This window comes from Mycobacterium stomatepiae (genome assembly GCF_010731715.1).
Classification (GTDB): Bacteria; Actinomycetota; Actinomycetes; order Mycobacteriales; family Mycobacteriaceae; genus Mycobacterium; species Mycobacterium stomatepiae.
On sequence record NZ_AP022587.1, the window covers coordinates 1,988,840 to 2,006,812 of the forward strand.

General features: G+C 63.8%; 17 protein-coding genes and 1 pseudogene. 5 read left to right on the forward strand and 13 right to left on the reverse strand.

Features of this window, described 5'->3' with window-relative positions; translation table 11 throughout:
- Positions 1 to 10: 10 nt before the first annotated feature.
- From G6N54_RS09410 to G6N54_RS09420, 3 genes are all read right to left on the reverse strand, one after another.
- Positions 11 to 748, reverse strand: a complete 738-nt coding sequence (locus tag G6N54_RS09410) for a TetR/AcrR family transcriptional regulator (protein ID WP_372513298.1) — start codon at positions 746 to 748, stop codon at positions 11 to 13.
- Positions 749 to 797: 49 nt separating this feature from the next.
- A complete protein-coding gene (locus G6N54_RS09415) occupies positions 798 to 1,775 on the reverse strand; it encodes an AraC family transcriptional regulator (protein WP_332107609.1) in 978 nt (325 codons plus the stop codon).
- A gap of 201 nt (positions 1,776 to 1,976) precedes the next feature.
- Positions 1,977 to 2,201, reverse strand: a complete 225-nt coding sequence (locus tag G6N54_RS09420) for a hypothetical protein (protein WP_163789808.1) — start codon at positions 2,199 to 2,201, stop codon at positions 1,977 to 1,979.
- On the opposite strand from G6N54_RS09420, the gene G6N54_RS09425 reads away from it, so the two are divergent.
- Positions 2,200 to 2,982 carry an alpha/beta fold hydrolase gene (locus tag G6N54_RS09425; RefSeq protein WP_163789809.1) on the forward strand — a complete coding sequence of 261 codons (783 nt, stop codon included), beginning with the start codon at positions 2,200 to 2,202 and terminating at the stop codon, positions 2,980 to 2,982. The genes G6N54_RS09420 and G6N54_RS09425 overlap by 2 nt on opposite strands.
- Before the next feature lie 111 nt (positions 2,983 to 3,093).
- On the opposite strand, the gene G6N54_RS09430 is transcribed toward G6N54_RS09425, so the two are convergent.
- The 4 genes and pseudogenes from G6N54_RS09430 to G6N54_RS09445 all read right to left on the reverse strand — a co-directional run bounded on the left by G6N54_RS09430 (position 3,094) and on the right by G6N54_RS09445 (position 8,816).
- The gene (locus G6N54_RS09430; protein WP_197939582.1) at positions 3,094 to 4,497 is read right to left on the reverse strand and encodes an FAD-binding oxidoreductase; all 1,404 of its coding nucleotides are present in this window, start codon (positions 4,495 to 4,497) and stop codon (positions 3,094 to 3,096) included.
- Between the two features lie 37 nt (positions 4,498 to 4,534).
- Positions 4,535 to 7,399, reverse strand: a pseudogene (locus tag G6N54_RS09435) (MMPL/RND family transporter).
- Positions 7,396 to 7,839: an MmpS family transport accessory protein gene (locus G6N54_RS09440; RefSeq protein ID WP_179969190.1), complete on the reverse strand. Its 444-nt coding sequence runs from the start codon at positions 7,837 to 7,839 to the stop codon at positions 7,396 to 7,398. The pseudogene G6N54_RS09435 and the gene G6N54_RS09440 overlap by 4 nt, the downstream one beginning before the upstream one ends.
- Positions 7,840 to 7,913: 74 nt before the next feature.
- Entirely contained in the window at positions 7,914 to 8,816 is a 903-nt protein-coding gene (locus tag G6N54_RS09445; protein ID WP_163789810.1) for an SAM-dependent methyltransferase, read from the reverse strand.
- A gap of 272 nt (positions 8,817 to 9,088) precedes the next feature.
- On the opposite strand from G6N54_RS09445, the gene G6N54_RS30360 reads away from it, so the two are divergent.
- Both G6N54_RS30360 and G6N54_RS30365 read left to right on the forward strand, forming a co-directional pair.
- Complete coding sequence (locus G6N54_RS30360) at positions 9,089 to 9,919, forward strand: GMC family oxidoreductase (RefSeq protein WP_232073530.1); 831 nt, start codon at positions 9,089 to 9,091, stop codon at positions 9,917 to 9,919.
- 109 nt (positions 9,920 to 10,028) lie between these two features.
- Complete coding sequence (locus tag G6N54_RS30365; RefSeq protein WP_232073531.1) at positions 10,029 to 10,607, forward strand: GMC oxidoreductase; 579 nt, start codon at positions 10,029 to 10,031, stop codon at positions 10,605 to 10,607.
- A gap of 12 nt (positions 10,608 to 10,619) precedes the next feature.
- On the opposite strand, the gene nrdE is transcribed toward G6N54_RS30365, so the two are convergent.
- The 4 genes from nrdE to G6N54_RS09470 all read right to left on the reverse strand — a co-directional run bounded on the left by nrdE (position 10,620) and on the right by G6N54_RS09470 (position 14,656).
- Positions 10,620 to 12,785 (reverse strand): class 1b ribonucleoside-diphosphate reductase subunit alpha, encoded by a 2,166-nt coding sequence (gene nrdE, locus G6N54_RS09455; RefSeq protein WP_163789811.1) that lies wholly within the window; start codon positions 12,783 to 12,785, stop codon positions 10,620 to 10,622.
- The gene (nrdI, locus tag G6N54_RS09460) at positions 12,755 to 13,234 is read right to left on the reverse strand and encodes a class Ib ribonucleoside-diphosphate reductase assembly flavoprotein NrdI (protein ID WP_163794619.1); all 480 of its coding nucleotides are present in this window, start codon (positions 13,232 to 13,234) and stop codon (positions 12,755 to 12,757) included. The genes nrdE and nrdI overlap by 31 nt, the downstream gene beginning before the upstream one ends.
- 54 nt (positions 13,235 to 13,288) lie before the next feature.
- Entirely contained in the window at positions 13,289 to 13,528 is a 240-nt protein-coding gene (locus G6N54_RS09465) for a redoxin NrdH (protein ID WP_163789812.1), read from the reverse strand.
- Positions 13,529 to 14,059: 531 nt separating this feature from the next.
- Complete coding sequence (locus G6N54_RS09470) at positions 14,060 to 14,656, reverse strand: NAD(P)H-dependent oxidoreductase (protein ID WP_372513297.1); 597 nt, start codon at positions 14,654 to 14,656, stop codon at positions 14,060 to 14,062.
- 51 nt (positions 14,657 to 14,707) lie between these two features.
- On the opposite strand from G6N54_RS09470, the gene G6N54_RS09475 reads away from it, so the two are divergent.
- Positions 14,708 to 15,322: a TetR/AcrR family transcriptional regulator gene (locus G6N54_RS09475; RefSeq protein WP_163789814.1), complete on the forward strand. Its 615-nt coding sequence runs from the start codon at positions 14,708 to 14,710 to the stop codon at positions 15,320 to 15,322.
- Positions 15,323 to 15,332: 10 nt separating this feature from the next.
- Positions 15,333 to 16,376: a DNA polymerase IV gene (locus G6N54_RS09480; protein WP_163794620.1), complete on the forward strand. Its 1,044-nt coding sequence runs from the start codon at positions 15,333 to 15,335 to the stop codon at positions 16,374 to 16,376.
- On the opposite strand, the gene G6N54_RS09485 is transcribed toward G6N54_RS09480, so the two are convergent.
- Both G6N54_RS09485 and G6N54_RS09490 read right to left on the reverse strand, forming a co-directional pair.
- Positions 16,338 to 17,243 carry an SDR family oxidoreductase gene (locus G6N54_RS09485; RefSeq protein ID WP_163789815.1) on the reverse strand — a complete coding sequence of 302 codons (906 nt, stop codon included), beginning with the start codon at positions 17,241 to 17,243 and terminating at the stop codon, positions 16,338 to 16,340. The two genes, G6N54_RS09480 and G6N54_RS09485, sit on opposite strands and share 39 nt — an antisense overlap.
- A 37-nt stretch (positions 17,244 to 17,280) precedes the next feature.
- Positions 17,281 to 17,919: a TetR/AcrR family transcriptional regulator gene (locus tag G6N54_RS09490; protein WP_163789816.1), complete on the reverse strand. Its 639-nt coding sequence runs from the start codon at positions 17,917 to 17,919 to the stop codon at positions 17,281 to 17,283.
- Positions 17,920 to 17,973 lie beyond the last annotated feature (54 nt).

Below are 17,973 nucleotides of genomic sequence, written 5' to 3' on the forward strand. Positions count from 1 at the left end.
CCTTTGGTCCTCAGCTGGCCGCGGGATTGCTTCGCACGGCGCTGTGGACCGGCTGATCGGGGTCGACTGCGATGCCCAGCGCCTCGGCGGTGCCGACGATGACGCCCATCATGATCGTGGTCAGATGGGCGACGAACTGCTCACGCGGCATGCGCCGCGGGCTGTCGGGTTCGCCCAGCCACCACTCGGTGGACGACGCGGCGGAGCCGAACGCGGCGTGTGCGGCCAGTTCGAAGGCGGCATGGTCGAGCTTGAAATCCTTGAGCTCGTTGTCGAACATGTCGGCCATGGTCAACGTGATCTGACGGCCCTCGTTCAGCGTCTGCACCGTCGACTCGGTGGTCGCCCCGGAGCGCGCCGAAATGAACACGCGCAGCACGTTGGGATGCTTGTCGACCAGCGTGACGTACTCCTCGACACTGCGCCGGACGATCTCGCGCGCAGAGTCGTTGGCCAAGTCGATCGACGGGAAGATCCCGGCCCACAGCATGTCACGCAGCCGCTCGCCGATCGCCTGGAACAGGTCCGATTTGTCGTGGAAGTGGCGGTAGATCTTCGGCTTGGCGGTGCCGGCCTCTTCGGCGATCTCCCGCACACTCAGCTCGGGGCCCAGACGGTCGATCGCGCGGAACGCCGCCTCGACGATTTCGCCGCGCACCTTCTTGCGATGCTCACGCCAACGCTCGCTACGCGCGTCGACCTTGGCCCCCGGCTTCACGCTGGGGTGGGGTCTGGCGGGTCGGGGCATTCTCACCACTCCAGCACCATACCGCGCTGCCATGTGTGACCTGCGCATATCAGCACGCCGCGCGCAGCACCTCGCTGGGAGAGCGACCAAATTCCCGTCGGTAGTCGGCGGCGAAACGGCCGAGATTGGCAAAGCCCCACCGGTAGGCGACGGCGGCGACGGTCACGCCTTCACCGACAGAAGCCCGCCTCAGGTCGGTGTGTGCGCGAGCGAGGCGAATCGACTTCAGGTATGCCATCGGGGTCGTGTCCAGGTGTTGACGGAACGCTTGCTGCAGGGTGCGAGTGCTCACCCGGGCCGCCGCGGCGACGTCTCTGATGCGGATGTCCTCGGCCGCGCAGTCCTCGAGGTAGGCAATCGCTCGACGGACGGCCGGCGATCTGACGGCGCCAGTCGGGCTTGCATCGGCCGCGGGAAAAGCCCCTGAATAAGCCTCGACGACGCTCGCGATGAACATCCGCCGCATCTGGTCGGACAGTAGTGACTCGGACGCCAGGAGCCCGTTCGGTCCGGCATTGCGGAGCAGGAATTGCATCACCTTTGCGACGGCCACCGTTCCCGCTTCGGATGGGTGCCGGCTCAACGGAACGCGGACCGCGCCCGGCTGAGTCACACCGGTGAACTCGGCGACGGCCGTCTCGAATTCGGCACGGGGAATTCGCACATGGAAAATCCTGCAATTTTCTTCCCAGCGCAAGTGATAGGCGGTGTGCGCGTCGAGCACCACGCGTTCGCCCGGCGACAGCAGGCGGTCTCCACTTTCGGCCCGAACCCCGAGCCGTCCGCTGATCTGCTGGGACACCAGGACGAAGTCGTCGAACGCCAACGAATCCATCAATGTGGTAGCCGCCCCATACGACAGTGAGTAGATACCCAACCCGCTGGTGCCTCCCTCGGCATGCCGCGCACGGAACGCCGACAAGTCGCCACGAACTGTGAGGCGGTGAGGGCAGTACACGGACGCGATTTGCGCTCGCGCGTCCTCCGGATCTGAGGTATCCATCCGGATACGCAGACCGTCGATCATGATGTGCCCGCGGCGCTCGCGACATCGGCCATCAGCGCTGTGGTGAAACTGATATTTGCGACTACGGCCATCTCCATCCGCCTTGAGGCCTCCCCATATTCGGCAGCCGTGCCCGGCATGCGCTGCCAGCTCACGCGCAGTTCCCTCCTCCGGTCGGCCCGGGCGCGGTGAGTAGCTGGAGCGGTCCGTCGTGTTCAAGTCTCATTCGACACCTTCCATCCAGTCGCGGCGGTCGAAAAAGACAACGACGATCTCGCGCCGCGCATGTCGGCGGTACGCAAAGGCGTCCGTTTCTATGGAAAAGATGACACATTGTGAGCGGTAGACAGGTTTGCCGCCAAACGATTTGGGCCATGGCAGTTTCTGTGGACGGCATGGCGTGCCTGACAAGTCCGAACGAGTCTGCGGCGACGTTGCAACTGCCATGACAACCATCATTTCCCCCGACGGAACCAGGATCGGCTATGAATCGGTCGGTGCCGGGCCGCCCTTGTTGCTTGTGCACGGCAGCACCGGCACGCGCGCTCGCTGGTCCCCGGTGATGCCGGCGCTGGCACAGCGCTACACCGTCCACGCGATGGACCGCCGCGGCCGTGGACTCAGCACTGCCGAAATCGAGCCCTACAGCCTCGGCCGGGAAGCCGAGGATGTCGCGACCATCGCCGAAGCCCTTGGCGGAAATGTCTATGTGCTCGGGCATTCCTACGGGGCATTGGCGGTCCTGGAAGCTGCCCTGATCACACCGGCTTTCCGTCGGGCCATGCTCTACGAGCCACCGATACCGTCGACAGGTCTTGACGTCGGCTCACCAGAGGGTCTGGCACGCATCACCAGGATGGCCGACCCGCGCGAAATCCTTGAAGCGTTCTATCGCGAAACCCTGCACCTCCCCCGGTCGGCCATCAAAGACCTTGCGGATCGCGAGTTCTCTTATCTCGCCGACTCGATCGGACACACCGCCGGCCGCGAGCTCGCGGAAACCAACGCCTACCGCGCGACAGAGCGGCTCGCCAAGATCACCGTCCCGGTCCGTCTGTTGCTCGGCACCGAGAGCCCCGCGTATTTCCGGGCGGCCACCCAGGCCGTCGCTGCGCGAATCACCGGCGCTACGATCGTCGCTTTGCGCGGCCAGGGACACCAGGCGGTCGACTACGACCCGCAACAGTTCATTAGGGCGATACTGGATTTCGACTGCGATGTTCGCTAGTCAGCACCGGCGATTGTGACGGGGCCTGCCCATGAACATATCGCTGCGACGACCGGGCACAGGCGGCCGCAGCGAGCACGCCGCGCGTCGCATCCAGACGACCGTCGGTGCTCAGCCGGCGGGCAACACGTTGTGGTTAAGGCGGAACATGTTGGTCGGGTCGTACGCCTTTTTGACACGCGCCAGGCGCTCGTAGCATTCGGGGCCATAGATCGCTAGGGCGTCCGTTGCTTCTTCGGGGGCAAGATTGTTCACCAGCAGTCGGTCGCCCCGCCATGGCGCCATGCCGTCGAGCAAGGCAGCGATCGACTCCTTGAGCCGCTGTTCCTCTGACAGCGGACCGACGTCGACGCCCAACAGGACATACGGCAGGCCTCGGGTCGCCACGGCGTTGGGCACCGCCGGCTCCCGATCCCAGGCTCCGCCAAGGGCACGCAGTTCGGCGATCCACATGGTGGTGTCGGAGTCCGGACCGACGAGTTCGACCAGCTTGTTCTGCGCCTCCACGGGGAACTCCCGCAGCATGATGCTGCGTTCGTAGTAGGGCAACGGTTCGGTCGGCTCGTCGTGGATCGATGCGACTGCGGTATACGGCATGTCCGCAACGGTGTCCAAGGTTGTCGATGCCACAGCCCGTAGCGGTGCGATCATCCGTTCGCCGTCGTCAGTTGTGCCGTTGTAGGCGATCCGCAGAGCCACCGTGAACACGCCGCGAAGCGGTTCGGGTACTTGGGGCAGCGGCGGCAGCCGCAGTGCCGCGAATGAAGAGACCATGGTTTCCGGCGTGTTCGGGTGCCAGGCAGTCCAGGCCCGCAGCACGTCGCTCATCCGCTCGCCGGGAAAGTAGATGCCGCCGCCGTAGAGGCGAGCAACCGGGAACAAGTCGAATTCAAGCGTCGTGACCACACCGAAGTTGCCCTTGCCGCCGCGTAACGCCCAGAACAGTTCGGGCTCGGATTCTGCGTCGACATGCCGCAATTCGCCGTCCGCCGTCACCACGTCGAACCAGCGGACGTGGTCGGCGGCGTAACCGTGGGAGCGCCCCAGGGTCGGGCTGAGACCGCCACCCAGGGTGTAACCGGTGACTCCCACCGTGGGGTTCGACCCGCTCAGCGGTGCCAGCCCCGCCTCGGCTGCTTTCTGGACAACCTCGGCCCATACTGCTCCCGCGCCGACTCTGGCAGTGCGGCCGACCGCATCGATGTCGACGTTATTCATCCGGTGGGTAGTGATCAGCACGGCACCCTGTGCCGTGCCCACGATCTGGTGGCCGGTCGTCTTCACCAGAACCGGTCGGTGCTGTGCCGCCGCGAAGACAACTGCCGCCTTGACGTCGATTGCGCTCTGCGCCACCACAATCACCGCGGGCATGAGCTCGTGATTGAGGTTAAAGACCGCGCGTTCCTCGTCATATCCCGGGTCGCCCGTCAGCAGAACCGAACCACCGACCGTCTCGGCCAGGGCTGCGGCATCCTCGGGCCGCACGGGCGCCAATTGCGAATCATCGAAATTCACGGCGTACAATCTTCTTGCGTAGTGCCCCGTATGGGCTTCACCGATCGACACTCGCGCCGACCAGGGCAACCGGTCGCCTGGTAGTCGTCCGCGGCGGCCGGGAGCGGATCAGCCTGGGCCACCAGAAGAATGGTCCGAGCAGACGGGCTAGGGCGGGTGTGATGAACGAACGCACGATCAGCGTGTCGAGCAGAAGTCCGAAGCCGATGGTGGTTCCCATCTGGCCGATGTTGAGCAAGTCGCTGGAAAGCATCGCCATCATGGTGACGGCGAATACCAACCCAGCGGTGGTGACGACTTTGCCGGAATTGGCAACCGCTCTGAGCAGACCGGTGTTCAGCCCCGCCTTGCTCTCTTCGAGGTAGCGGGCGATCAGCAACAAGTTGTAGTCCGAACCGACCGCCACCAAGATGATGAAGGTGAGGGGCAGGTTCAGCCAGCTCAGGGGGACGCCGACCAAGTGCTGCCAGAACAGGACCGCCAGACCGAACGCCCCGGAATAGGAGAACGCCACCGTCCCGATGATGACCAATGCTGCGACGATGCTCCTGGTGATCAGCAGCATCACCAGGAAGATCAACGCGAAAGCTGCTGTGGCCGCGATGATCAGGTCTGTTCTCGCGGCATCCTGGATGTCCCAGTAAGTAGCCGCGGCGCCGCCCAGATAGACCCGCGCTCCAGCGAGCGTCGTGCCCTTCAGCGCTTCTTTGGCGGCGGGCAGATAGGTCTGGTCTTGCTTGATCCCTTCGGGGGTGAGCGCCTCTCCGTCGTGGAAGACCATGTATCGCGCGGATTTACCGTCCGGGGACATGAAGTATCTGAGATCGATCTGAAAAGACGGATTGCTGAACGCATCTGGCGGCAGATAGAAGAATTCGTCGTTCTTCGAACTGTCGAAGGCGTAGCCCAGGTCCATCATCTGGCGGCTCAGCTCATCCAGCTGTGTCAACTGAGTTTGTATCGTGCTGTGGTCGGTCAGAAGGATCTGGTGCAAGTTATCGAGTTGATGAGCGCTCTGACCGATGAGTTCGACGAGTTGCGGCGTCAGGGCATCCTGAATCAACGCGGCTTTCAGGTTCTTGTCCAACTGCTCATCCAGCTGGTCGATCTTGTCGGTGGCGTCGAACAGCGATCGCAGCGACCAGCACAGCGGGATATCGAAACAGTGTTTCTCCCAATAGAAGTAGCTACGAATCGGGCGTCAGAAGTCGTCGAAGTCTGCCACGTTGTCCCGCATCGAGTCGGTGACCTCTTTCATACCTCGGGCGGCGTCGGCGGCAATATGGGCCGCACCCGCCTGTTGTGACGTCAACCCCTGCTGGCGACGTAAGAGGCCCGCCATGCGGTCGGTGATGCTCGCCGTGTCCGTGAGCCGGTTGTTCAGGTCGGTGAGGAATGGCAACAGTTCTTTGATCTTCGTCCCCATCGTGCCGATCGTGTAGGTGAACGACGAATGCTCCAGCGGCGTACCCAGAGGCCTGGTTGTGCTCTGGATCATTCCCACGCCGGAAGAGTGAAAAATGTTGCGCGCCAAACGGTCCAGCGCAAGCATGTCTGTGCTATTGCGCATGTCGTGATCGGATTCGACCGCCAGCATGTCACTGTTCAGCTTGCTGACCGGGAAGTGCCTGTCGCTCGCGGCATATCCCTGTTTCGACGGGACATCATCGGCAACGTAGAGCCGGTCATCGTAATTGGGGTGGTAGGTGGGGAGCGTGAGCGATCCCACTAGCACCACGACACAACTTGCCAGCAGGACCCGGCCAGGCCACCGGACCGTGAGCGTGCCCACCTTGCGCCAAATTCCAGCTCCACCACGGCGTTTCGGCTCGAATATGCCGAACCGGCTGCCCAGCGTCAGCAGGGCCGGACCGAAGGTCAGGGCAGCGGCGACCGCGGTAAGCATGGCCACAGCGCAGGGGATCCCGCATGTATTGAAATAATTCAGCCGGGTGAATGTGAGGCAGAAGGTTGCGCCGGCCACCGCGAGACCAGATCCCAGAATGACGTGGGATGCGCCGTTGACTGCGGAATAGTAAGCAGCTTCCCGATCTTCGCCGGCTTGGCGTGCTTCGTGGTAGCGGCCGATCAAGAAGATCGCGTAGTCGGTACCCGCACCAAGGATAAGAGAAACAAGAATGTTCGGCGCGAATTCGGAGATCTGAATGAACTTGTGGTAAGCGAGGAACGAGACGAAGCCGCGCCCGCAAACCAGTTCCATCATCACCATCACCAGGATGAGAAGCGCAGTCGAGATGGAGCGATAAACGGCCAGCAGCATGGCGACGATGAGTTCGATCGTCACGAACATGATCGTGATCAGGCTCTTGTTGCCGATCTCGAGCATGTCCGCCGACAAGGGCGCCGCACCCGAGACGTATACCTTTAGCCCCGGCGGGGTTTTGATCTGCGAGACCAAGTCCCGCACTGCCTTGATCGACTGGTCGGACAGTGACGAACCCAGGTCGCCGGCCACCCGCACCAGCGTGTAGGACGCCAGGCCGTCATTGCTCTGCACCCCGGCAGCAGTGGTGCCTTGGCCCCACAGGTTCATGACATATTGAACGTGCTGGTCGTGCTTCAGCTTTGCGACCAAATCGTCGTAGAACGCGTGGTCGGCCTCGTTCAGTTTGTGGTCGCCCTCCAAGACGACCATCAACAGGCTGTTGCTGTCGGATTCCTTGAACACTTCCCCGATATGAATGAGCGCTTGGGACGATGGCGCGTCGACAGGGACCAGCGGGCCCCGGTTCGCCTCGGTAACCGGTTCTAGCTGCGGAACGATGACGTTGAGCCCAACCATGAGCGCGATCCACCCGAGCATCACGGGCCCGGCGAACTTGCGGATGGTCCGCGCGACGAAGGGTTTGCGCACATCGACGGTGGCGCTGTCGTGGTTCATGCGGACAGCACCTGGCACCAGACGCCGGCGTGCTCACCCGTTGCGGTGTGTTCGGCGCGCACCTGCCCGTCCACGGTGATGCGGCAGCCGATGTCTCCGCCCGCCACCTGCGCGGTGATGTCGGCGGTCGCCGTCGTCAATACAGTCACTTCGGTATGGGTCCAGGGCAACGCCGCGAGGTCGACCTCCACCGGGCGCGCGTTCACGTCCCAGTAGCTGACCCTCCCCCACCCGGCCAGATCGCCGAAGATGTCGTATTCGATGCGTTTGGGATTGAACTGAGCTATCGAGAATTTGTCGCCGGGGCTTCGAGTTCGGTCCTGGGAGCCGAAGATCCCATGAGCTGAGTCGATGACGCATCCCGCCAAGACGGCAACGACGACCACCAGCGTGGGCAGCCAGAGCCTGCTAACCAGTTGCCGTCGTATCGAAACAGTCAACAAAATCGCCTTCCTAGAACCAGTTACAAAACGCGGGCCCGACGCCGCGCGCGTGATTGGTGTAGGGACGATGGTTAGGTGCGCAACCCGCTGAGCATCCGCGTGAAACTTGCGAGTTCGACGAAGCCGTCGGTGGTGGGAGCGGTTTGTCCGGCTGTGCGGAACACCTCGGCGAGGTCCGCGCTGCGCGTGGTCCAGCCACGCTCGGTCAGATAGGCCACGGGGTCCGCGTGCTGCCCGGCGAAAGTCAGGCCGTGCAACTCGATTTCGGGGTCCAGCTCGTTACACCTCGCGTGAATTTTTCTCAGATTTTCTCCGAGCGCGTCGGGTCGGCCGCTGGCGACGTAATCGCCCGCGAGTTGGCTGCCCGAAGGACTCAATGCGGTGATCGCGTCGAGTATTTCGTCGTGTACCTCGGGCGGCAGATACCCGATGAGGAGCCCTTCGACCACCCACACGGTCGGGGCAGCGTCGTCGAAACCGGCTTGCCGCAACGCCTCCGCCCAGTCGTGGCGCAGATCGATGCCCACGAAGTGATGCCCCTGTTGAGGTGGCCAACCCAAGCCGGTCAGGACGTCGCGTTTCCACTCGATGACCCGCGGCTGGTCGACCTCGTAGATGGACATCCCCGGCGGCCAGGTCAAACGGTAGGCGCGGCAATCCAATCCGGAAGCCAGGATCACCGCCTGCCGAATGCCGGACCGGCAGGCATCGCGGACGAAGTCGTCCAGGCTGCTACTGCGCATGCCGAAGTACGCGGGCATCCAGTCGACGCCGAGGTCAGCGAATTCGATTGCGCCGTACACCAACTGGGTGAACAACTTCAGTCCGACCGCTTGAACCAACACCCCGGCGAACGGATCGCAGATCAACGGATCGGGTTGCCTGCTGGCGACGGCTCGCGCGGCGGCCACCATCGTGGCCGTCGCGCCGACGCCGGTCTTGAGGTCCCAACTATCGTCACGTGTGCGCGGCATGGTCGCCCCCTTGAATCATCCGGAGCCCGAACGAGTCTCGATCGTCCGGGCGCTCTCTGCAGCAAAGTTAGGGCTACAGTCGCCGCCGGTCTAGCCGCATTGCGCGGGCCATGGCCAGAAAGCGCGGTGAGATGCCGGCCGTGGCGTGCTGGACTTGATGCCCGCCACTCGCCGTCTTATGGTGCACGGCGTCGGCGACGAATCATAAGTGACCCGAAAGCCGATGTCCGATCGAATGAGTTGGACCCCAGCGCCTGAGGAGAAGATTCATCTTGCCAGGAACCGAGTCATACGACTTCATCGTCATTGGCGCGGGTACCGCCGGGTGCGTGTTGGCGCGCCGGCTGAGCGATGACAGCGACGTCCGGATCTTGCTTCTCGAGGCGGGAAGTGCCACCCTTCCGCCGTCCAGCGCGCAACCGCCGCAGTGGCCGACATTGATCAAGAGTTCGGCCGACGGCGGCGGTCTCACCACGGTGCAGGCGGCAACCGGCCGGGCGGTGCATTTACCCATCGGGCGCGGAATCGGCGGGTCCTCGGCAATCAACGGCATGATGTTCGTCCGCGGACACCGCGATAGTTATGCCGATTGGCCACCCGGCTGGCGGTTCGACGACCTCTTGCCTTACTTCAAGGCCAGCGAGTGCGCACGCGGCGGTGATCCTGCGTTGCGCGGCGCGAAAGGCCTCCTGCACGTTGCCCCCGTGGAGTCGCCGAACGAGGTACTTGCTGCCGGGCTGCGCGCCGCGTTGCAGTGTGGCCATCCGCCTGCGCAGGATCTGAGCAGCGGATTTGAGTTGGGTTTTGCAGCGCCGGATGTGACGATTTCCAACGGGCGCCGGCAAAGCGCGGCGGATGCCTATCTGTGGCCAGTGTTTCCCCGCGAAAATCTGACCCTGGTCGCGGATGCCGTCGTTCATCGGCTACGAATCGCCGACGGGCGCTGTAGCGGAGTGGAGTACCGCGTCGCGGGCCAGGTTCCGACTGTGGCCGTGGCAGCCGAAGTCGTGCTGTGCGCCGGTGCAATTGGCTCGCCGCGACTGCTGATGATTTCGGGTGTCGGACTCGCAGAACCATCTCCGCGACCTCGGCATCGACGTTGAGCTTGACCTGCCTGGTGTAGGGTCGAATTTGCAAGACCACCCGTTCACCGGGGTCATATTTCAAGCGACTCAGCCGATTCCGACGCCACGGCACAACCACGGCGAAATAATGGGCATAATCCGCTCCCCATTCGCCGCCGCGGCGCCTGACTTACAGATTCTGTTCGTGGACACCGGCGTCTTGGCCGGTCTCGACATACCGAATATCTACGTGATCGGCGTATCCGCGATGCAGCCGTTCAGCCGCGGCAGCGTGCGTTTGGCGGGACCAGCCGCTGACACGGCCCCCATCGTCGACCCGAACTACCTCGGGGATGCGCGCGACGTGGAGACTTTGGTGGAGGGTCTCTTGATGGCCCGAGAGATCGGTACCGGACCCGCACTGGACGCCTGGCGCGGCGCGGAGCTGGCGCCGGGACCGGGAGTCAGCAGCAGAAAAGCATTGCGCGAGTTCATCAAACAGACGGTAGGCCCCTACTTCCACCCGGCAGGGACATGCGCCCTGGGGCACACTCAGCATTCAGTGGTCGATGACGAGCTTCGGGTCCACGACATCACTGGACTCAGGGTGGTGGACGCGTCTGTCATGCCCTCGCTACCCGCGAGCAACACGCTGGCAACCGTCTATGCGATTGCCGAACGGGCCGCGGCTCTCATTAAGGGACCAGGTGCTACTGCCTTACCCTGAATGCCGCGCCTGTTACAGCATGCAGGACACGCAGCCCTCGACCTCGGTTCCCTCCAAGGCCATCTGCCGCAGCCGGATGTAGTACAGCGTCTTGATTCCCTTGCGCCAGGCGTAGATCTGCGCCTTGTTGACGTCGCGGGTGTTGGCGGTGTCCTTGAAGAACAACGTCAGGCTCAGACCCTGGTCGACATGCTGCGTGGCCGCGGCATAGGTGTCGATGATCTTCTCGTAGCCGATCTCGTAGGCGTCCTGGTAGTACTCCAGGTTGTCGTTGGTCAGATAAGGCGCCGGGTAATAGACCCGCCCGATCTTGCCTTCCTTTCGGATCTCGATCTTGGACGCCACCGGGTGGATCGAGCTGGTCGAGTGGTTGATGTAGGAGATCGACCCCGTCGGCGGCACGGCCTGCAGGTTCTGGTTGTAAATGCCGTGCTGTTGCACGGATTCCTTGAGCCGCTGCCAATCCTCTTGCGTCGGAATGCGGATCCCCGCCTCGGCGAAGATCTCCCGCACGCGATCGGTGGCCGGCTCCCACACCTGCTCGGTGTACTTGTCGAAGAACTCGCCCGAGGCGTACTTGGAGCGCTCGAAACCCTTGAAGTGCGTATCGCGTTCGATCGCAATGCGATTCGACGCACGCAGCGCGTGGTAGAGCACGGTGTAGAAGTAGATGTTGGTGAAGTCGATACCCTCTTCGGAGCCGTACATGATGCGCTCGCGAGCAAGGTAGCCGTGCAGGTTCATCTGCCCTAGCCCGATCGCGTGAGAATCGTTGTTGCCCTGCTCGATTGAGGGCACTGAGGTGATGTGCGTCTGGTCGCTCACCGCGGTCAGCGCCCGGATCGCCACCTCGATCGTCTGAGCGAAGTCCGGCGAGTCCATCGTCTTGGCGATGTTCAGCGAACCGAGGTTGCACGAAATGTCTTTGCCCACTTTGGCATACGACAGGTCGTCGTTGAACAGCGACGGCGTGGAGACCTGCAGGATCTCCGAGCACAGATTCGAGTGCGTGATCTTGCCCTCGATCGGGTTGGCCCGATTCACCGTGTCCTCGTACATGATGTACGGGTAGCCGGACTCGAACTGTAGCTCGGCCAGCGTCTGGAAAAACTCACGTGCCTTGATCTTGGTCTTGCGGATGCGCGCGTCGTCGACCATCTCGTAGTACTTCTCGGTCACCGAGATGTCGGCGAACGGCAAGCCGTAGACCCGCTCGACGTCGTACGGCGAGAACAGGTACATGTCCTCGTTCTTCTTGGCCAACTCGAAGGTGATATCGGGAATCACCACGCCGAGGCTCAGCGTCTTGATCCGGATCTTCTCGTCGGCGTTCTCGCGCTTGGTGTCCAAGAACCGGTAGATGTCCGGGTGGTGCGCGTGCAGGTACACCGCGCCCGCGCCTTGGCGCGCGCCCAGCTGGTTGGCATAGGAGAACGAGTCCTCGAGTAGCTTCATGATCGGGATGACACCCGAGGATTGGTTCTCGATGTTCTTGATCGGCGCACCGTGCTCGCGAATGTTGCTCAGCAACAACGCAACTCCCCCGCCGCGCTTGGACAGCTGCAGCGCGGAGTTGATCGATCGGCCGATCGACTCCATGTTGTCCTCGATGCGCAGCAAAAAGCAGCTCACCGGTTCGCCGCGCTGCTTCTTGCCCGAGTTCAGGAACGTCGGGGTGGCCGGCTGGAACCGGCCGTCGATGATCTCGTCGACGAGCTTCTCGGCGAGCGTGGTGTCGCCCGAGGCCAGCGTCAGCGACACCATGACGACCCGGTCCTCGAACCGCTCGAGGTAACGCTTGCCGTCGAACGTCTTCAGCGTGTACGAGGTGTAGTACTTGAAGGCCCCGAGGAAGGTCGGGAACCGGAACTTCTTGGCGTAGGCCCGATCCAGCAGCGTCTTGACGAAATTGCGGCTGTACTGGTCGAGCACCTCACGCTCGTAGTAGTTCTCCTTGATCAGGTAGTCGAGCTTCTCGTCCTGATTGTGGAAGAAGACCGTGTTCTGGTTGACGTGCTGCAGGAAGTACTGATGCGCCGCCTCGCGGTCCTTGTCGAACTGAATCTTGCCGTCGGCGTCGTACAGATTCAGCATCGCGTTGAGCGCGTGGTAGTCGGTCTCCCCCGGCAACGCGTGGGCTCCGGTGGTTACAGGCTCTGCAGTGACGGTTGGTGGCACGTCTGGTCCTTCCAGAATTCTTCCAAGCCCGCGCGAACGGCGTCCACGTCGTCCGGGGTACCCATCAGTTCGAAGCGGTAGAGGTAGGGCACGCCACATTTGCGGGAAACCACGTTGCCCGCATAGGCGAATTCGGCACCGAAGTTGTTGTTGCCCGCGGCGATAACGCCGCGGATCAACGACCTGTTGTCCTCGTTGTTCAAAAAGGCGATGACCTGCTTGGGGACATAGCCGCCGTTGTTGATGTCCGGAGTGGCCTTACCGCCGCCGTACGTGGGCAATATCAATACGTACGGTTCGTCGACCTCGATGCGGCCGTGCAGCGGGATTCGCGTGGCGGGAACACCCAGCTTCTGAACGAAGCGGTGGGTGTTCTCCGACACCGACGAAAAATAGACCAGTGACGATCGCGAGCCCGGCGCCGCCGGGCGCTGCGGGTCGTCACCCATCCAATCCAGGTTGCGCGCGTGCACCGCAACCTCCTTACTTGCTCATCTACCGCTCTAGGCGCTCAGCACGGCTCCGGCGAGCGCCTTGATGCGGTCGGGACGGAAGCCCGACCAGTGGTCGTTTCCTGCCACCACGACGGGGGCCTGCAGGTAGCCCAATGCCATCACGTAGTCACGCGCCTCGGTGTCCAGGCTGATGTCGACCTTCTCGTAGGCGAGGCCCTGCTTGTCGAGCGCCTTGTAGGTGGCGCTGCACTGCACACATGCCGGCTTGGTGTACACGGTGATGCTCATTGAAGCCGCTCCTCTGCGGGGAAGGAAGGTCGGAAAATTTGCTATGCACTGGCAACTGCTTGGGGCACTACATCGCCGCTATGTTCAGCGATCCGTCAAGCCCCCAGATTCCCGTCCTGCGACTCTCGGTTCGAAGCCTTGACTTCGACGTGTTCGAGCCGATTCCGGGAGGTTCCGTGGGCCGTGGCGGCTTGGTGAACCTGGGATCTGCCGGCTCGCCAAACACTACACCTAGTGGCTGACAAGATCTGCAGATACAAGATGTTCTGAATAACAATTCTGAAATTCCCTGGTCGTAAGCCCTGCCACACCGACACGCCCCGGCGTGTCGCAGATCACAAAGCCCGCCTGGGACGTCCATGAGTAGAGGTATAACACCGGCCACCGACAACGAGGCCGCCGGGCGCGGCCCCGCCCTCCGCTAGCAAAGCCGCCAGCACGGGCTGGCGGCTTTAGCATTAACTTTCTCGAACGCTGCTGGTCACCGCACGAGCGGCTTGTTGACTTCTGCCAATTTTCAGGCAGCCAAATTCAGCCGACTTCGGCCGTGAGCTTGCCGACCGCGTCACGCACATTGGCCACCAGCTCGGCGTGCTCGCCGGGTGCCTTGCCCTCCAAGGTCCCGAACGGCACCGACAGCTTGATCGCCTCCACGACCCGCGCGCCGGCGATGCCGAACGACTTGCGGGTGTCGTCGTGCGCCCACACCCCGCCGTACTGGCCAAACGACCCGCCGATCACCGCAAGCGGCTTGTCCTTCAATGCACTGTCGCCGTACGGGCGCGACAGCCAGTCGATGGCGTTCTTGATGACGGCCGGATAGCTGCCGTTGTACTCGGGCGTCACTACCAGGGCCGCGTCCGCCTCCGCCGCGGCGGCGCGCAGCGCAACCACTGCATCCAGCGGCGCAGCGTCACCGTTCATGACGTCGTCGATTTCCTCGTTGTAGAACGGAAGCTCGCCCAGCCCCTCGAACACGATGACGCTGACATTGTCGGGCGCCACATCGGCCGCCAGCTGGGCAATCTGGCGGTTTATCGACGCCGCCCGCAAGCTGCCGACTAACGCCAAGACTTTGGTATCTCCCACAGTTCCATGCCCTTCTGTTGTTGGTGTACATCCTTGCACGACTCAAACGGACTATAGTCCGTTTTATTCCGGCCGCGTTAAAGTGCAGTGGTGAGCGGTGTCGAGAGGTCGGGCGAATTGCGCGTGTCAGCTCGACGCGAGCTGCCCCAAGAGCGCGGCGACGCGGCACGCAACCGCGAGCTGTTGCTGCAGGCAGCCCGCCGCCTGGTCGCCAAACGCGGTGCGGACGCGGTCACGATGGACGACGTCGCGGCGGCCGCCGGCGTCGGCAAGGGCACGCTGTTTCGCCGGTTCGGCAGTCGGGCCGGCCTGATGATGGTGCTGCTCGACGAAGACGAACGGGCCAGCCAGCAGGCCTTCCTGTTCGGCCCGCCACCGCTGGGGCCGGACGCCCCGCCGATGGATCGGCTGGTGGCATTCGGACGCGAACGGCTGTGCTTCGTACACACCCACCACGCGCTGTTGTCGGCGGCCAAGGGTGAACCGCTGACCCGCCACGTCGGAGCCGCGTCGGTGCAGCGCACCCATGTGCGGGTGCTGTTGCAGGCCGCCCACACCAGCGGCGATCTCGATGTGCAAACCGACGCACTGTTGGCCCTGCTCGACGTGGATTACGTTGAGCATCAACTGAACTATGGCGGCCACACGCTGGAGAGCCTCGGCGATGCCTGGGAGAGCCTGGCGCGCAAGCTGTGTGGGCGGTGACCTGACCGAGATGGCCTCGCCGACGTCGAGCTGGGTCCTGCATGTCGATCTCGACCAGTTTCTCGCCTCGGTCGAGCTGCGGCGCCATCCCGAGCTGGTGGGTCTGCCCGTAATCGTCGGCGGCAGTGGTGATCCCACCGAGCCGCGCAAGGTCGTCACCTGCGCGTCATATCAGGCTCGCGAGTTCGGGGTGCACGCGGGCATGCCGTTGCGCACCGCGGCTCGGCGCTGCCCGGACGCCACCTTCTTACTGTCGGATCCGGCCGCCTACGACGAGGCCTCCGACCAGGTGATGGGATTGCTGCGCGATCTGGGACACCCGGTCGAGGTATGGGGCTGGGACGAGGCGTACGTGTCGGTGACGGCGGCCGATCCCGCCGACGTCGCGGAACAGATTCGCGCCGTTGTCTATTCGGAAACCGGGCTGTCCTGTTCGGTCGGCATCAGTGACAACAAACAACGGGCCAAGGTGGCGACCGGCTTCGGAAAACCCGGTGGCGTCTTTACGCTCACCGATGCGAACTGGATGGATGTGATGGCCGATCGGCCGGTCGACGCGCTGTGGGGCGTGGGCCCCAAGACTGCGAAAAAGCCTGCGGCGCTGGATATCACCACGGTACGACAGCTCGCCAACACCGACGCCGAGTTACTCACGTCCACCTTCGGGCCGCGTACCGGCCTGTGGCTGCTGCTGCTCGCCAAGGGCGGTGGCGACGCGGAGGTCAGCGCCGAGCCCTGGGTCCCGCGCTCGCGCAGTCACGTCGTCACGTTCCCGCGCGACCTCACCGATCGATCCGAAATGGATTCGGCTGTAACAGAATTGGCAAGGCAAGCCCTGGCAGAAGTCGTGGCGGCGGGACGCGTCGTCACGCGGGTCGCGGTCACCGTGCGCACCGCCACGTTCTCCACACGCACCAAGATTCGCAAGCTGCCGGCGCCCACCACCGATGCCAACGTCATCGTCGCGGCAGCCCTGAGTGTCCTGGATTTGTTCGAACTCGACCGCCCGGTCCGGCTACTCGGGGTGCGACTCGAATTGGTCATGCCGGCCTAGCTGCGCCGGGGCCGGCCGAAGCGCCCGGGTGAAGACGACGTTCACCTGGCGCATCGCCACGCTGTAGGGCCACCACGCCAGCCGCTTGAATGCGTAGAGCGCCCGGATGTCCTGCGACGTGTAGATCAGGTATCTGTTCTTCGCCACACCGGCCAGGATCTTCTCGGCGACCCTCTCCGGCGACATCGCGTGACCGCTGAAGCGGTCCACCCACCGGCCAACCCTGGGGTCGCCGCGGTCGACGCCGGCGATCTCGACGGTGTCGACCAGCGGCGTCTTCACCGCCCCGGGCACCACGACGGAGACCCCGATCCGGTGCAGGGCGAGGTCGAAGCGCAATACCTCGGACAGGCCGCGCAATCCGTACTTGCTGGCGCTGTAGGCGGCATGCCACGGCAGCGCGACCAGCCCGGCCGCCGACGACACGTTGACCAAATGCCCACCGCGGCGGGCCGCCACCATCGGCGGCACGAACGCCTCGATGACGTGGATCGGACCCATCAGATTGATCGAGACCATCTTGGTCCACTGGTCGTGGCTGAGCCGGTCGACGGTTCCCCAGGCCGACACGCCCGCGATGTTCATCACGACGTCCATGCTCGGATGCGCGGCGTGGATGTCGGCGGCGAAGGCCGCCACCTCGTCATAGTCGGCGATGTCCAGCACGCGGTGCGCCGGCACTTGCGCGCCCAGTGCGCGGGCGTCGGCCACGGTTTGGGCCAGCCGCTCGCCGTCGCGATCGGTCAGGAACAACTCGGCCCCGTGCGCCGCCAGCCGCAACGCGGTGGCCCGACCGATGCCGCTGGCCGCGCCCGTGATCAGACTGCGCTTCCCCGCGAAATACCGCGCCGATCCCCTCTGCGCCATGACGGTGACGATACCGCCGGTAACGCCCTCGGCCGCGTTACCCGCGGTCGCCACCCCACAGGGAGTTCAGCCACAGCTGCTCGAGCAGCCGGACGCGCCGGTCCAGGTCGCCGTCGCGGCCGGCAAAGATCGGGTCGCCGGTCAGCATCAGGGAGGTGGTCCCCATCAGGGTGCGCACCAGCGTCGGGATGTCGTCGCTGATCGGATTCGCGGTACCGGCGGCCAGCTCCGCCTCGACGATCGCGACGATATCGCGCAGCACCACCTCGAACTGCTGCTCGAGCATGTTCTGGATTTCGACGTCGGTGTACCGGGCGGCATTGCAGGCCGTCATCACGGGGTCGTTGTGCGCGTAGACCGCGGCGGTGCTGCCCACCATCCGCTTGGCGAACTGCTCCGGCGATTCGTCGGGCTGGCGCGGAGCGAAGAAATGCGTGAGTTCTTCGAGCTCCTGGGTGGCCTCGGCCACGATCTGGGCGAGCACCGCGTACTTGGAGTCGAAATAGAAGTAGAAGCCGGACCGGCCCACCCCGGCCCGCAGACTGATGGTGCTGACGGACAGCTCTGCGAACGGCCGCTCCTGCAGCAGTTCACGGACCGCTTGCATGATCGCCTGCCGGTGTTTGTCACCGCGTCGCCGCGTCGCCGGCTCGCCCGGGTCCGCGTGGCTGCTCATCCCCTGACCTTGCACCACACCACTCCAAAAGCAAACTTGACAGCCGTCAACTTT